At 62.5% G+C, this 12,940-nt stretch carries 14 protein-coding genes; 9 read left to right on the top strand and 5 right to left on the bottom strand.

Annotation, left to right across the window (positions count from 1 at the left end; all coding sequences use genetic code 11):
• Positions 1-97: 97 nt before the first annotated feature.
• A complete protein-coding gene (locus tag AX756_RS17865) occupies positions 98-520 on the bottom strand; it encodes a tellurite resistance TerB family protein (protein WP_068314819.1) in 423 nt (140 codons plus the stop codon).
• 143 nt (positions 521-663) lie between these two features.
• On the opposite strand from AX756_RS17865, the gene AX756_RS17860 reads away from it, so the two are divergent.
• The 3 genes from AX756_RS17860 (at position 664) to AX756_RS17850 (ending at position 3,237) form a co-directional block, all read left to right on the top strand.
• Positions 664-2,247, top strand: a complete 1,584-nt coding sequence (locus AX756_RS17860; RefSeq protein ID WP_068314816.1) for a lysine--tRNA ligase — start codon at positions 664-666, stop codon at positions 2,245-2,247.
• Positions 2,248-2,284: 37 nt separating this feature from the next.
• Positions 2,285-2,671, top strand: a complete 387-nt coding sequence (locus AX756_RS17855; protein ID WP_068314813.1) for a GFA family protein — start codon at positions 2,285-2,287, stop codon at positions 2,669-2,671.
• 155 nt (positions 2,672-2,826) lie between these two features.
• On the top strand, positions 2,827-3,237 hold the full coding sequence (locus tag AX756_RS17850) for a DUF4864 domain-containing protein (RefSeq protein WP_068314810.1): 411 nt from the start codon (positions 2,827-2,829) through the stop codon (positions 3,235-3,237).
• A gap of 17 nt (positions 3,238-3,254) precedes the next feature.
• On the opposite strand, the gene AX756_RS17845 is transcribed toward AX756_RS17850, so the two are convergent.
• Entirely contained in the window at positions 3,255-3,455 is a 201-nt protein-coding gene (locus AX756_RS17845; protein WP_068314807.1) for a SlyX family protein, read from the bottom strand.
• 108 nt (positions 3,456-3,563) lie between these two features.
• Between AX756_RS17845 and hisS the strand changes: the two genes are divergently transcribed.
• The 4 genes from hisS to AX756_RS17825 all read left to right on the top strand — a co-directional run bounded on the left by hisS (position 3,564) and on the right by AX756_RS17825 (position 8,495).
• Positions 3,564-5,039 (top strand): histidine--tRNA ligase, encoded by a 1,476-nt coding sequence (gene hisS, locus AX756_RS17840; RefSeq protein ID WP_068314805.1) that lies wholly within the window; start codon positions 3,564-3,566, stop codon positions 5,037-5,039.
• Between the two features lie 5 nt (positions 5,040-5,044).
• Complete coding sequence (locus AX756_RS17835) at positions 5,045-6,157, top strand: ATP phosphoribosyltransferase regulatory subunit (RefSeq protein ID WP_068314804.1); 1,113 nt, start codon at positions 5,045-5,047, stop codon at positions 6,155-6,157.
• Entirely contained in the window at positions 6,154-6,858 is a 705-nt protein-coding gene (gene hisG / locus AX756_RS17830) for an ATP phosphoribosyltransferase (protein WP_068314803.1), read from the top strand. The genes AX756_RS17835 and hisG overlap by 4 nt, the downstream gene beginning before the upstream one ends.
• Positions 6,859-6,995: 137 nt before the next feature.
• On the top strand, positions 6,996-8,495 hold the full coding sequence (locus AX756_RS17825) for an ArnT family glycosyltransferase (RefSeq protein WP_068314801.1): 1,500 nt from the start codon (positions 6,996-6,998) through the stop codon (positions 8,493-8,495).
• Between the two features lie 46 nt (positions 8,496-8,541).
• Here the strand turns inward: AX756_RS17825 and AX756_RS17820 are convergent, their stop codons facing one another.
• On the bottom strand, positions 8,542-8,973 hold the full coding sequence (locus AX756_RS17820) for a DUF1489 family protein (RefSeq protein WP_068315152.1): 432 nt from the start codon (positions 8,971-8,973) through the stop codon (positions 8,542-8,544).
• A 122-nt stretch (positions 8,974-9,095) separates the two neighbouring features.
• On the opposite strand from AX756_RS17820, the gene AX756_RS17815 reads away from it, so the two are divergent.
• Positions 9,096-11,360 carry an adenosylcobalamin-dependent ribonucleoside-diphosphate reductase gene (locus AX756_RS17815; RefSeq protein ID WP_068314797.1) on the top strand — a complete coding sequence of 755 codons (2,265 nt, stop codon included), beginning with the start codon at positions 9,096-9,098 and terminating at the stop codon, positions 11,358-11,360.
• A gap of 404 nt (positions 11,361-11,764) precedes the next feature.
• Here AX756_RS17815 and AX756_RS17810 read toward each other — a convergent pair whose 3' ends face one another.
• Positions 11,765-12,181 carry a hypothetical protein gene (locus AX756_RS17810; RefSeq protein WP_068314794.1) on the bottom strand — a complete coding sequence of 139 codons (417 nt, stop codon included), beginning with the start codon at positions 12,179-12,181 and terminating at the stop codon, positions 11,765-11,767.
• A gap of 77 nt (positions 12,182-12,258) precedes the next feature.
• Positions 12,259-12,603, bottom strand: a complete 345-nt coding sequence (locus AX756_RS17805; RefSeq protein WP_068314791.1) for a hypothetical protein — start codon at positions 12,601-12,603, stop codon at positions 12,259-12,261.
• Between the two features lie 185 nt (positions 12,604-12,788).
• On the opposite strand from AX756_RS17805, the gene AX756_RS17800 reads away from it, so the two are divergent.
• On the top strand, positions 12,789-12,940 hold a 152-nt coding region (locus AX756_RS17800; RefSeq protein ID WP_156461552.1), incomplete at its 3' end, for a transposase.

The raw sequence follows: 12,940 nt of genomic DNA, 5'->3' as shown, positions 1-12,940 counted from the left end.
GGCAAGCGCTTCCCCCATGATCGTTCACAGCCCCAAAGGCCGCAGCCCTAGTTCCGATCCCTCGGTACCAGAGCCGCCCCATTAGCTTCAGTACAGCTCAGACCGTCAGGTGACGCGCGCGCGCGCCGCGTTCGATCGCTGCCGCGTTCAACCGGGGTATGTCGAGCTGGTAGCGCATTTCCTGCAACATGCGCAGTTCTTCGTCGGTCAGCCGACCATCGGCAGCGGCCACGTCGCAGCACAAAGCGTAGGCCGTTTCATGCAGATGTTCGGGAAGCGCCTCGTCGACCAGGCCGAACAGCGCATCGAGACCGTCCTCCTCCTCGAAGAGGTCGAAGACCAGGTTGGCCATCGTGCGAACATGGTCGGCGTCGTAATCCGCGAAAACGGGCAGATGGTTCACGATCCGCTCGATCGTGACCAACTCCGAGGTGCGGATATTCTCGTCGGAGACGGAAGTGGCGATCATGACCGCAACGAGCGCATCCTGTGGCGACAGCGGCTGGGTGTCCTGAGACATCTTCGACTCCTTTTAGACGTTGCTTCACAGCAGATTTATTGACGACCGGCCTGCCCCGCAATAGGGAGTGGCGCGGTCTGTCCCGATGGCAGGTCGCTTTTGCGCGGCACGGGGCCGCGTTTGCAACGAGAAAGAACGTTTCAATGTCCGAACTGCGTGAGCTTGCGATGTCGTCCAAGGCCTGGCCTTTCGAAGAAGCCCGCCGGGTGTTGAAACGCTACGAGAAGACGCCGCCCGAGAAGGGATACGTTCTGTTCGAGACCGGCTATGGTCCGTCGGGCCTGCCGCATATCGGCACCTTTGGCGAGGTGCTGCGCACGACGATGGTCCGCCACGCCTTCGAGCAGATCTCGGACATCCCCACCCGGCTGATCTGTTTCTCCGACGACCTTGACGGGATGCGTAAGGTGCCGGGCAACGTGCCCAACCAGGAGGAGCTGCGCGAGCATCTGCAGAAGCCGCTGACCAGTGTTCCCGACCCGTTCGGGGAGTTCGACAGCTTCGGGGATCATAACAACGCGATGCTGCGGCGTTTCCTCGACACATTCGGCTTCGACTACGAGTTCTACTCCGCCACGGAGTTCTACGCCTCGGGCCAGTTCGACGAGATCCTGCTGCGTGCTGCCGAACGCTATGATGACATCATGAAAGTCATGCTGAAATCGCTGCGTGAGGAGCGCCGGCAGACCTATTCGATCTTCCTGCCGCTGCACCCGGAGACGGGCCGCGTTCTCTACGTGCCGATGAAGGAGGTCAATGCCGCCGAGGGCACGATCACCTTCGATGACGAAGACGGGCGCGAATGGACGCTGCCGGTCACTGGTGGCAAGGTGAAGCTGCAATGGAAGCCCGATTTCGGCGCCCGCTGGGCCGCGCTCGGGGTCGATTTCGAGATGTATGGCAAGGATCACTCGACCAATACGCCGATCTACGACTCGATCTGCCGGATTCTTGGCGTCAAGGCGCCGGAGCATTTTACCTACGAGCTCTTCCTCGACGAGAACGGCCAGAAGATCTCCAAATCCTCGGGCAACGGCATCTCCATTGACGAATGGCTGACCTATGCCTCGACCGAGTCGCTGAGCTATTTCATGTATCTGAAGCCGAAGACCGCCAAGCGGCTGTTCTTCGACGTGATCCCGAAAGCGGTCGACGAATATCACCAGCAACTCAAGGCCTATCACGGGCAGGACCTGAAGACGCAGCTTGCAAACCCGGTCTACCACATCCATGCCGGCGACGTGCCGCAATCGGACATGGTGGTCAGCTTCGCCATGCTGCTGAACCTGGCCTCCGTGGCCGGCGCCGAGGACAAGGAAGCACTCTGGGGCTTCATACGCCGCTACGCGCCCGAGGCCACCGCCGAGACCCATCCGCAGCTTGACGCAGCGGCGGGGCATGCCGTGCGCTATTACAATGACTTCGTGAAGCCCGCGAAGGTCTTCCGTCTGCCCGATGACAAGGAACGGGCCGCACTGGAAGATCTCGCACAGCGGCTGCGCGACTGGGATGGCAGGTTGGACGCCGAAGAGCTGCAATCGGTCGTCTTCGCCGTCGGCAAGGCGCATGAGTTCGATCCGCTGCGCGACTGGTTCAAGGCGATCTACGAGGTGCTGATGGGGGCAAGTCAGGGCCCGCGCTTCGGCGGCTTCATCGCGCTTTACGGTGTGCAGGAAACCGTGGCGCTGATCGAGAAAGGTCTGGCCGGCGAGCTGGCCTCCGCCTGATCCGGAGCGGCCGCGCCGAGATGGGCGGGGAGAAGACATGGAGCGTTTCACCGGCAGCTGTCTGTGCGGCAAGGTCCGCCTTGTCGCGACAGGCAGCCCCGACCGGGTCGGGATCTGCCACTGCCTCGATTGCCGCAAGCATCACGGCGCCTTGTTTTATGCGGCGGCGATCTTCCCGACCGATGCGGTGAAGATCGAGGGCGAAACAAACAGCCACGCGGGCCGGCATTTCTGCCCGGCCTGCGGCGGGTCCGTCTTCGCGCGGAGCGGTGACGAGACCGAGGTCCATCTCGGGGCGCTCGATGCGCCCGACCAACTGGAGCCAAGCTACGAATGCTGGACGATCCGGCGCGCGGCCTGGCTGCCTCCCCTGCCCGGGGCCGAGCAGTTCGACCGTGATCGAACCTTTCACGCCCCTGACTGACCCCTGGGCCGCGTGGCTGCGCTCCGCCGCGCAGCGGCGCCCGGCCCCAATCGGGTGAGATGCCGAAGGCGTCGATCCCGGAGGGGGAGCGCCCGTGCAATCGAATTGACCGATGCCGATCCGGCGCTAGCTTTGCAGACAGGGAGGATCAAGCAATGATAGCACGCGCAACACTTCCAGCCCTTTTGCTTTGCGTATCGGGGTTGGCCGGCACGGCCCAGCAGGCAGACCCTGCCACCATCGAATCCGTCATCCGCGACCAGGTCGCGGATTTTGCCATGGATGACTGGGACGGGGCGTTCGACCACGCCTCGCCCACTATCCGCCGTCTCTTCGGCACGGCTGAAAATTTCGGCACCATGGTCCGCAATGGCTACCCGATGGTCTGGCGCCCGTCCGAACTGCGTTTCGGCAGGCTTTCCGAACACACCGGCGGCGCGCTCCAGCGTGTAATCGTGTTCGACGGCACCGGCGTACCCCATGCAATGGAATACGAAATGATCCAGGTGGACGGCACCTGGAAGATCAACGGTGTACGTTTCCTTCAGGCCAGCACTGGCGCCTGAGGCCCGGCACCCCGGTTCTAGTAATGCGGCGGGCGCTCGTCGGCGATCACAACGCCGCCGGTGCCCTCGCTTTCCTGGTCCGCGGCCCGCATCAGCAGCATCTGAACGCGCCTGTTGAGCAGGTCGATCTCGTCGGCCTGCTTGGCCACGATCTCCGAGAGTTCCTCGGTTGTCCGCCGCAGATGGGCCAGTTCTTCTTCTATCTTTTGTTCGGCCATTTACCGCTCCGATTTGTGACCTTTTTCCCGGCTGCCCGCCCCGCCCGCTTGCGACCACGCCCCCCTTGGGCTAGACGCGGGCCCGAACGAGGACCAAGGATCACCGACATGGCGAAGGACAAGAAGCCCCGCCGCCCCCGGGCGGAGACGCCGAAGGGCTTCCGTGACTATTTTGGCGCGGAAGTGGCTGAGCGCAACCAGATGTTGAGCCAGATTGCCGAGGTCTATCATCTTTACGGTTTCGACCCGCTGGAAACCGCCGCCGTGGAAACGGTGGAAGCGCTCGGAAAATACCTCCCCGATGTCGACCGCCCCAATGCGGGTGTCTTCGCCTGGGAAGAGGATGGCGACTGGCTGGCGCTGCGCTACGACCTGACCGCCCCGCTCGCCCGCGTGGCCGCTCAGTTCCGCAACGACCTGCCGACCCCCTATCGCCGCTACGCGATGGGCCCGGTCTGGCGCAATGAGAAGCCGGGGCCCGGTCGCTACCGACAGTTCTACCAATGCGACGCGGATACGGTCGGCGCACCCAATGTCGCCGCCGATGCCGAGATCTGCTCCATGCTGTCTGACACGCTGGAGCGCGTGGGCATTCCGCGCGGCGACTATGTGATCCGGGTTAACAACCGAAAGCTGTTGAACGGTGCGCTCGAAAACATCGGCCTCACGGAAGACGATGTCGAAACACGGGCAGCAGTCCTTCGGACAATGGACAAACTCGACAAAGTCGGGCGCGAAGGCGTCCTACAACTGCTTACTCAGGGCCGCCTTGATGCAAGTGGGGCATTTATCGACGGCGTTGGACTGAGCAAGGATCAGGCCGAACAAATCTGGACTGTCCTGAGTACACCAGGCGATACGAACTCCGAAACGATCGAACTTCTCTATCAAGTCTGCGGCAGTTCGGTTGAAGCCAACAAAGGCGTCGAAGAACTCGAACAAATCGCCAATCTCGTTGAAGGGCAAGGCCACACGTCGGCAACCATTAGAATCGACCCCTCCGTCGTCCGTGGCCTCGGCTACTATACCGGCCCCGTCTTCGAGGCCGAGCTGACCTTCGAGATCCTCGACGAGAAGGGCCGCCCGCGGCAGTTCGGCTCCGTCGCCGGTGGCGGGCGCTATGACGATCTGGTCAAGCGCTTCACCGGTCAGGCCGTGCCGGCTACTGGTGTGTCCATCGGTGTCGACCGTTTGCTGGCCGCGCTGCGCGCCAAGGGCCGCATGGATGGCAAGTCCGCCGGGCCGGTCGTGGTGACGGTGATGGATCGCAACCGCATGGCCGAGTACCAGGCGATGGTTGGCGAGCTGCGTCAGGCCGGCATTCGGGCCGAGGTCTATCTCGGCAACCCGAAGAATTTCGGCAACCAGCTCAAATATGCCGACAAGCGCCTCTCGCCCGTGGCTGTGATCCAGGGCGAGGACGAGGCCGCGCGCGGCGTGGTTCAAGTCAAGGACCTCGTGCTCGGCGCCAAGATCGCCGAGAACGCAAGCCTTGAGGAATGGAAGTCGCAACCGGCTCAGCGCGAGATTGCCCGCGCCGATCTGGTCGTCGAGATCCGCAAGATGCTGGAGGGGGAGGTCTGAGACCAATGCCCAGCAAGGACCAGGTCAGAGCGGAGGCCGCGCGCCTCCAGGACTTTTTTCGTGGCTCGGGCGCGCAAGCGGTCGAACCGAACATCCTGCAACCGGCCCACACGCTGCTCGATCTCTATGGCGAGGACATTCGCGCCCGCGCCTACGTGACGGCGGACCCGCTGATGGGCGAGCAGATGTTGCGACCCGACTTCACGGTGCCGGTGGTGCAGATGCATGTCGCCTCCGGCGGTGGCGAGGCGCGCTATACCTATGCCGGCGAGGTGTTTCGGCGCCAGGAAATAGCCGAACCGGGCCGCTCCAACGAGTATTTCCAGGTCGGTATGGAGATATTCGACGCCGAGGACCCGGCCGAGGCCGAGGCCGAGATCTTCGCCCGCTTCATCGCCGCGCTGGCCCCGCTGGGGCTACGGGCGGCGATGGGCGATATCGGGCTTCTGACCGCTGTCGTGCAGGGGTTGGAGACCAGCGAGGCGCGCCGCAGCGCCCTCATGCGCCATATCTGGCGGCCCAAGCGCTTCCGCGCGCTGCTCGACCGCTATTCCGGACGCAGCAAGGTGCCGGCCGCGCGTGCAGCGATGCTGAAACGGCTGCAGAACGAGGCGCCGGAGGAGATCATCTCCGATGCCGGGCTGATCATCGGCCTGCGTGAACCCACCGAGATCATCGCGCGGATGCGCACCCTTCAGGCCGAAGCCGCCGAACCGCCCCTTTCCAAACATCTCGTCGAGATGATCGACGACCTGCTCGACATCCGCGAGACGCCGGCCAATGCGCTCGACCGGCTGCGCGATATCGCGGTGGACCTGCCGGCGCTCGACATAGCCGTGGAGCGGCTGGAGCGGCGGCTTGAAGCGATGCGTGCGCATGGCGTGGATCTCGACAAGGTCGAGTTCGAGGCGAGCTATGGCCGCACGACGATGGAGTATTACGACGGTTTCGTCTTCGGCTTCTATGCAGGCATGTATCCGCATCTGCCGCCGGTTGCTTCGGGCGGCCGCTACGACGCGCTGACCCGGGTGCTTGCACAGGGTCGCGAGATTCCGGCCGTGGGCGGTATGATCCGCCCCGGGCTGGTGCTGGAGCTTGGCCAGGAGGGCTGGCTATGACGCTGAAACTGGGAGTTCCGTCCAAGGGCCGGTTGATGGAGAAGACCTTCGACTGGTTCGGGGAACGCGGGCTGGAAATTCGCCGCACCGGGTCGGACCGCGAATATGCGGGTTCCGTCGGCGGCATTGACGGGGTCGACCTCGTCCTGCTTTCCGCGGGCGAGATCCCGCGTGAGTTGCAGGAAGGCCGCATCCACCTCGGAGTGACAGGCACGGACCTCGTGCGCGAACGCATTGCCGGCTGGGAAAGCCGCGTCGAGGAACTGGCCAGGATGGGCTTCGGCCAGGCAGACCTGATCATCGCCGTTCCGAGATGCTGGGTCGATGTCGACACCGTGGACGATCTGGACGCGGCGGCCGCCGCCTTCCGCCGGGAACACGGCCACCGCCTCCGGATCGCGACCAAGTATCACCGGCTGGTGCGGGAATATCTGCGCGATGCCGGCGTCGCCGATTACAAGCTGGTGGACAGCCAGGGCGCGACCGAAGGCACGGTCAAGAACCTGACCGCCGAGGCCGTGGCCGATATCACCTCCACCGGCGAGACCCTCCGGGCCAATCACCTCAAAATCCTGTCGGACGGGCTTATCCACCGCAGCCAGGCGACGCTGTTCAAATCGCGTTCCGCGCTTTGGGAAGACGCCGAGCGCAAGGCCTACCGGGAACTGACGGGACGGCTGGCGAGCTTCCGGGATAGCTGAGGCGACGCTGAGCGGCCATCGAATGCGGATACGAGATTTTTCCGAAATGCTGTAGAGGATCATTGCCTTAGTCTGGAAAGGAGATCCAATTGAGTTCGACTGGTGATCAACAGCCTGCATCCCCCCGGACGGAACGGATGTACTCGATCGGATTCTTCGAGATCCCGTCCAGATACCTGCCCATTCTCGTTACGGTTGTTCTCGTTGTCTGGGTGATTTCGTTTCAGGGCAGGATGCTGCATCTCGGGGCGCTCGACCTCTATGACGAGTTCTACACGCTCGACCGCACGACCGGCTTTGCCCGGCATGACGACTGGCTGAATGTCTACCGCAACAACGAAGTCTCCTTTCGCAAGCCGCCCCTGCAATACTGGTTCGGCGCGTTTCTGCTGGAGCAAGGGTACGACTGGACCTTCGGCCTGCGCGCGCCGTCGATGGCCTTCGCCCTTGGCTGCCTGATTGCAACGGCTTTCCTTGCGGCAATCGTGCTGCCAGCCAACCCGTGGGTCATCCCGGTTGCGGTGCTGTTCCTGACGGTCTCGCGCCGGTTCTGGATCAGCGCCTCGCAGGCCCTGCTCGACACGGGCGTGCTGTTCTTCCTGACCGTCTCGCTGGTGGCGGCGATGCTCGCGCTCAGGCGCCCTGTCTGGTGGTACCTCATGGCGCTCGCGGTCGGGCTGGGCGCGCTGCAAAAGGCACCCGTGGCCCTGATCTTCGTGACGCTCTTTCTGCTGTTCACCGGTCTGACGGCGCGCTGGCATCCCTACAAGTTCCGCAGCTTCGTGACCAACCGGCATTTCCTGATCTCGGTCGCGCTGGCGCTCGCGATCTCGGCTTCGTGGTATGTCTTCCAGATCGCGCAGCACGGGCTGGTCGTTCTCAAGGTGGGTTTCGGCGAGCAGATGTTCGACCGCTTCGTGCCAACCGCCGATGTCCAGAAGACCCGCAACCTGTCGCAGGTGATCGACCATCTTCTCGGCAACGAGGAAATGCTGCGCTGGTGCGCGGTGATCGCCTTGGCGCTCCTGCCCTGGCGGTTGAAGCGATATGACCTGCTGCCGCTGCCGATGATGCTGGTGGCCTACCTGCTGGCAGTCGGGTTTGCCGATGGCGGCGTCTCCCCGCGATACACGCTCTACTTTGCCTCGATCTTCGCAGTCTCCATCGCCGCGGTTCTGCTCACCCTGCCGATCAAGCCACGCACATTGTCGGCGTTCATCGTGATGCTGGCGCTCGCCATGGGCGGGCCGGTGCGCTCGCCGATGGATCTCAGGCTGTTCCCGCGAGACCTGCGGTTGCGTCAGATCGAGATGCTGGAGCGCATTTCAGCCGAGCAGGATCCCTCCGAGCAGCTCGTCTATTGCAACTGGGACCCCGCCACGCGCATCCCGCCCGGGGCCGTCTCCGTTTACGGCACCGCCAACCGTCCGTATTTTCAACCCGAAGGTCATGACGGCTTCCGCGATTTGGTCGAAAATGGCGAGATCACGGGCCCGATGCGGGGGCTGTGCCCAACCGATCAGCTCCAGGATGTGGAGCCTTATGTGAACGGCTTTCAGGTCGTTGAAACGCTATCACACGGCAGCCGCCACTATACCTACTGGACCGCCGATTCTGTGCGCACCGTCGAGGAGTAAGGCAGGGCGCAGAGCACTGACAGCCCGCAGGAACCGCGCCAGCGCCTCACCGTACCCCGATTTCCGCCAGTGCGGCCGACAGTTCCGGCGGCAGCGTATCCTCGTGCTGGCGGGCTTTCGCGAGATCCGCGGGTGCGTCCTCGGGGTTGAGATAGCGCCAACCTTGAAACGGGCGTCTGGGGACGCTTTCGGTGCGGTGGACCTCCGGGTCCAGCACGAGCGCGCAGCGGGTGATGCCGTCGCCACCCAGCACCTCGTCGAGCCGCAGGAGGCGCTGGCGCGCCAGGATCAAGCCTTTGAAAACCCAATAGAGCGAGCCGCCATTGAGCAATTCCTCGCCGCGTTTGGGCCACATGCGGGTGACATGGCGCGGCAGGCCGTCCGGCCCGTGCGCACGCGGCGTCTGTTGCCACAGCAGCAGATCCTCGACCCTTTCGGCGCCAACACAGAGCTTGACCAGGTTGATATGCTTATCCACAGATTCCCCCACAGGCAGGCCATATAATGTAGCCGCTTCCTGGCCGAGAGCAAATGCTAGTGGCATTCACATCGGCTTCACGCTAGTGTGGTTGTCTGTTTTCGGCCCCAAAGGAACCGTGCATGACTCGCTTTGCCGCCCCGATTTCCGAGTCCATCTGGGACATGAAATACCGCCTCAAGCAGGCGGATGGTACGCCGATCGACCTGACGGTCGAGGATAGCTGGCGGCGGATCGCGCGGGCGCTGGCGCAGAACGAGACCGAGCCGGAAACGTGGGAAGAACGCTTCTACGGCGCTCTGGAGGATTTCCGTTTCCTGCCCGCCGGGCGGATCACCGCGGGCGCTGGCACGGGCCGCTCGGTGACGCTGTTCAACTGCTTCGTCATGGGCACGATCCCGGACGATATGGGCGGCATTTTCGACATGCTGAAGGAAGCTGCGCTGACCATGCAACAGGGCGGCGGCATCGGGTACGATTTCTCGACCATCCGGCCGCGTGGCGCGGATGTGAAGGGCGTGGCGGCCGATGCCTCGGGCCCGTTGAGCTTCATGGATGTCTGGGACGCGATGTGCCGCACGATCATGTCGGCGGGTTCCCGGCGCGGGGCGATGATGGCGACGATGCGCTGCGACCACCCCGATATCGAGGACTTCATCACCGCCAAGTCTGACGCGGCGCGGCTGCGCATGTTCAACATGTCGGTGCTTGTGACAGACGCCTTCATGGAGGCGGTCAAGGCGGACGGGCCGTGGGAGCTGCAATTTGACGGCAAGGTCTATCACACGGTCGAGGCGCGCGATCTGTGGAACCGGATCATGCGGGCAACCTATGATTATGCCGAACCGGGGGTGATCTTCATCGACCGGATCAACGCGATGAACAACCTCGCCTATTGCGAGGAAATCTCGGCCACCAACCCCTGCGGTGAGCAGCCCCTGCCCCCCTATGGCGCCTGCCTGTTGGGCTCGGTGAACCTTGCCCGCCTGGTCTCGGACCCGTTCGAGCCGGGTGCCGCGCTAGACGAGGTCGAGCTTGAGACGCTCGTGGGCACCGCGGTGCGGATGATGGACAACGTGGTCGATACCAGCCGTTTCCCCCTGCCCGAACAGGCGCAGGAAGCGCAGGCCAAGCGCCGGATCGGCCTTGGCGTGACCGGGTTGGCCGACGCCTTGCTCATGGTAGGCCAGCGTTATGGCTCCGAGGAAGCGGCGCGACTGACCGAGCACTGGTTGCACCGGATCGCCTGCGCCGCCTACCTTGCCTCGGTGCAATTGGCGCGGGAGAAGGGCGCTTTTCCGCTTTTCGAAGCTGAAAAGTACCTCGCCAGCGGGTCGCTCACGCATATGGATGCAGATGTCCGCGATGCCATTGCCGAACATGGCATTCGCAACGCCTTGCTGACCTCCATCGCGCCCACCGGCACGATCAGCCTCTATGCTGGCAATGTGTCTTCCGGCATCGAACCGGTTTTCGCCTATGCCTATCGGCGCAAGGTGCTGCAAAAGGACGGCTCGCGCAGCGAGGAGGAAGTGGTGGACTACGCGGTGCGGCTCTGGCGGGACAAACATGGCGATGCTCCCCTGCCCGACCATTTCGTCGACGCCCAGACGCTTGCGCCCGCCGATCACGTCCGCATGCAGGCCGCGGCGCAGAAATGGGTGGACAGCTCGATCTCCAAGACGATCAACTGCCCCGAGGATATCGAATTCGACGCCTTCCAGGATGTCTACTTGCAAGCCTGGGAGCAGGGCTGCAAGGGTTGTACGACCTACCGGCCGAACGATGTGACGGGCTCGGTTTTGAGTGTCAGCGAAAGCGCCGACACCACTCCGGAAATAGATCGGGGCGCCGACGTCATCTACCTCTCCGAACCTCTGGACCGGCCCAAGGCGCTGGAAGGCGCGACCTACAAGGTCAAGTGGCCCGACAGCGAGCACGCGATCTATATCACCATCAACGACATCATCTTGAACGGGACGCGCCGGCCCTTCGAGGTTTTTATCAACTCCAAGAACATGGAGCATTTCGCCTGGACCGTCGCGCTGACGCGGATGATCTCGGCGGTCTTCCGGCGCGGGGGCGATGTTTCCTTCGTGGTAGAGGAGTTGAAAGCCGTATTCGACCCACGCGGCGGCGCCTGGATGGAGGGGAAATACATCCCGTCAATCCTTGCGGCGATCGGCGGCGTCATCGAACGCCACTTAATCTCCATCGGCTTTATCGAGGGCGAAGGGCTCGGCCTCAAATCCGACCCGGAAGCGGAACGCATGACCGCCGGCGAGCGCCCAAAGGGCCCCGCCTGCCCCTCCTGCGGCCAATACGCGATGCGCATGGTTGAAGGCTGCCGCACCTGCATGAATTGCGGTCATTCCAAGTGTAGCTGATCAGGCCCGTGCGGGTAGTTGTTCTGACTACCAATTCTTGGCCAGCGGCGGGTTCAAAAGGTCCATTTTGCAATCAATTGGTGTCCATCGGGCCTTAAAGGACGAAAACAGGCCAGAAACGGTGTTTAGTCCGAGTGTTCAGCTATGTGGAAGCAAGGCGCCCGGGAAATGCACGGGCTACGTCGAAATGCTGTCCCCTTCGCTCGACCGATGTGGATCGTCGCTGGCTCGAGGAAGCTCTATCGTGCATCACATGGTCAATGGAACAACTCGTACTCGGCTGACGCCAATATCGAGGCCAGCCGGCGTGAGTTGGGTGAAAGAAGCCGCATAGTCGAAAAGGCCGACCGGGGACAGCGCCGCCGGTCGGCTCAGATGACAGTTTACAACTTGTAAGCGCGATCTCAGACCTTCGCCAGGTTCAGCCTCAGCCTCTCCATGGCCGCGTCAGCTTCAAAGGCTCGATACACAGTGCCAGACCGCGCAATGTACGCCTCGAGGGGTCTGGCGATTGTTGCCAACCTGCGGCTTTCTTCGGTGCCGCCAACCCAGAATGGATCTCCTTCATCGCTATGTTCCAGATGCGGCGCACCGCCCTTCGCTTCAACATGGTGTCCGAGACGCTCGCACAGATCACGGGCATGAAAGATGTTGCTCGGATTGAACTCCTGGCACTCGCGTGTTTCGGCGAGGAAACGATCGAAGCTATACTGCAGTTGCGACGGCAATAGATCACGCTCCGCTTGCAACGAGTTCGCCACCTGTTCCAGATACAAAATCGCGAGACGGGCATCCTGGACAATCGTCGGATCGTCGACCATTCGTTACCTCCAGACTTGCGTACCGACACCGCGCCGGACGCGTCAAGGCCGGTGCCGATCGGGCACCGGGGAGAGCATCAGGCAAGCAAAAAATCGTGGGATCTTTTCGCAGTTTGAAGCTTTTCGAGCAGATCACAGATCCTGTCGGCCTCGCGCGACGCTGGGTGGATCATCGCGAAGTAACCCGCTGCCTCACGATCAGGGTTGTCGACGTGACGAAGAGAAAGCAAGTCCTCCAGTGCATCGAGTTCGCGCTTCACCTTTGTGCTGATCCGTTGCCCGAACGAAAGCTCGTTGATCAAACGCAGCACGCGCCTTTCAGCAATCGGTCCTCCCAACAACCGAGCAGAACTGACGAGCGCATCCGAGTTTTCATTGACGAACACAGACCAGGGCGAAAGAGAAAACAGGTCCTTCGGCATTTGGTAGCCTCCAACATCCACACCACTCCACAACGGAATGGTTTCGAAGTCGGGGAGCGGCGCCGTTTTCTTCCCGACAACCAAAATGTTGGCCAAAGGGATATTGCACGAAATTTTTTCTTTAGGTCGTGTTGACAAAAGGGATTCACACTCGGCAGTAGGCGTGATTCAAGCTGGTATCTGCGATGGAGACCAGCTTGGCACGAAACCTGATGTCGGACGAGGAGTGGGCGTTCTTTGAGTGGTTCATCTTGTCTATCAGCGCCCCGAATGGGCGCAAACCCGCAGACCACCGGCGTGTTCTTGATGGTGTTTTCTGGATCGCCCGGACAGGAGC

The sequence above is a fragment of the Aliiruegeria sabulilitoris genome, assembly GCF_001558155.1.
In the GTDB taxonomy this organism is placed as follows: domain Bacteria; phylum Pseudomonadota; class Alphaproteobacteria; order Rhodobacterales; family Rhodobacteraceae; genus Tropicimonas; species Tropicimonas sabulilitoris.
Note: the sequence above shows the minus strand (reverse complement) of the source record. Positions and strands in the feature narration are given on the sequence as shown.

What these genes read in the sequence shown, in the direction of transcription:
- AX756_RS17865 (WP_068314819.1), bottom strand. Translation starts at nt 520, where the DNA reads ATGTCTCAGGACACCCAGCCGCTGTCGCCACAGGATGCGCTCGTTGCG.
- AX756_RS17860 (WP_068314816.1), top strand. Translation starts at nt 664, where the DNA reads ATGTCCGAACTGCGTGAGCTTGCGATGTCGTCCAAGGCCTGGCCTTTC.
- AX756_RS17855 (WP_068314813.1), top strand. Translation starts at nt 2,285, where the DNA reads ATGGAGCGTTTCACCGGCAGCTGTCTGTGCGGCAAGGTCCGCCTTGTC.
- AX756_RS17850 (WP_068314810.1), top strand. Translation starts at nt 2,827, where the DNA reads ATGATAGCACGCGCAACACTTCCAGCCCTTTTGCTTTGCGTATCGGGG.
- AX756_RS17845 (WP_068314807.1), bottom strand. Translation starts at nt 3,455, where the DNA reads ATGGCCGAACAAAAGATAGAAGAAGAACTGGCCCATCTGCGGCGGACA.
- hisS (WP_068314805.1), top strand. Translation starts at nt 3,564, where the DNA reads ATGGCGAAGGACAAGAAGCCCCGCCGCCCCCGGGCGGAGACGCCGAAG.
- AX756_RS17835 (WP_068314804.1), top strand. Translation starts at nt 5,045, where the DNA reads ATGCCCAGCAAGGACCAGGTCAGAGCGGAGGCCGCGCGCCTCCAGGAC.
- hisG (WP_068314803.1), top strand. Translation starts at nt 6,154, where the DNA reads ATGACGCTGAAACTGGGAGTTCCGTCCAAGGGCCGGTTGATGGAGAAG.
- AX756_RS17825 (WP_068314801.1), top strand. Translation starts at nt 6,996, where the DNA reads ATGTACTCGATCGGATTCTTCGAGATCCCGTCCAGATACCTGCCCATT.
- AX756_RS17815 (WP_068314797.1), top strand. Translation starts at nt 9,096, where the DNA reads ATGACTCGCTTTGCCGCCCCGATTTCCGAGTCCATCTGGGACATGAAA.
- AX756_RS17810 (WP_068314794.1), bottom strand. Translation starts at nt 12,181, where the DNA reads ATGGTCGACGATCCGACGATTGTCCAGGATGCCCGTCTCGCGATTTTG.
- AX756_RS17805 (WP_068314791.1), bottom strand. Translation starts at nt 12,603, where the DNA reads ATGCCGAAGGACCTGTTTTCTCTTTCGCCCTGGTCTGTGTTCGTCAAT.